Genomic DNA, 1,010 nt, shown 5'->3' with positions numbered 1-1,010 from the left:
CTAGGCCGTTTCTGATGGCTCTTGGTGGGCTGGTGGATCTCGTGGGTTGCCGGGCAGGAGGCCCATATGGTGCGGCGACACGAGCTCACGGACGCGCAGTGGCAGAGGATTGAACCTCTCCTGCCCTGCAACGGCAGGCCGGGCGGGCAATGGGCGGATCACCGGAAGGTGGTCAACGGGGTGCTGTTCAGGGCCCGGACCGGGGTGCCCTGGCCCGACCTTCCGGAACGGTACGGGCCCTGGCAGACCGTCTATGAGCGTCATCGGCGCTGGTCGGCCGACGGCACCTGGAAGACCGTCCTGGAAGAGCTGCAGATCGAGGCGGATGCCGGTGACCCGGACGGCACGCACGCCCGCCAGGTGTCCCGGCAGGAGTGGGCCGTGAACATCGACTCGACCTCCTGCCGGGCGCATCAGCACGCGGCCGGAGCGCCTCGCAAGCCACCGGCCGACTACCCGCAAAAGGGGGCGGGGCCCGTGATGAGGCAGATGGGCGCGAGGCGCTGGGACGCTCGCGGGGCGGACTGACCAGCAAGGTCCATCTGCTGTCCGACGACCGGGCCCGCCCGCTGACCTGGCAGACCTCGCCCGGCCAGCGGGGTGACAGCCCGATGTTCGCCCCGGTGCTGGACGGCTTACGCATCCGGCGCCGCGGACCAGGCCGCCCGCGCAGCCGACCCGACCGGGTGCGCGGCGACAAGGCGTACTCCAGCCGGGACAACCGCGCCTACCTGCGACGACGCGGCATCAAAGCCACCATCGCGCAGCCCGACGACCAGCGCGCCCACCGCAGGCGCCGCGGACGCTCCGGCGGCCGGCCCCCGGCCTTCGACAAGACCCAGTACCGCTGCCGCAACGCGGTCGAGCGGTGCGTGAACAAGTGGAAGCAGTTCCGCGCCGTGGCCACTCGGTACGACAAACGCGACTACGTCTTCAACGGCACCCTCACCGTCACCGCGATCGTCATCTGGCTCCGCGACATCGTCCAAGAGCCATCAGAAACGGCCTAG

The 1,010-nt window shown here is 70.5% G+C and carries 1 protein-coding gene; it reads left to right on the top strand.

Features of this window, described 5'->3' with window-relative positions; genetic code table 11:
* Positions 1-66 precede the first annotated feature (66 nt).
* Positions 67-1,010, top strand: a protein-coding gene (locus ACFWPS_RS54045) for an IS5 family transposase (protein ID WP_383721944.1) whose coding sequence is annotated in 2 segments (ribosomal slippage) — positions 67-447 and positions 450-1,010 — 942 coding nt in all. Because the reading frame shifts where the segments join, the coding sequence is not laid out codon by codon here.

The organism is Streptomyces sp. NPDC058457 (genome assembly GCF_042720695.1).
Classification (GTDB): Bacteria; Actinomycetota; Actinomycetes; order Streptomycetales; family Streptomycetaceae; genus Streptomyces.
This window is presented reverse-complemented; position numbering and strand designations above follow the sequence as displayed.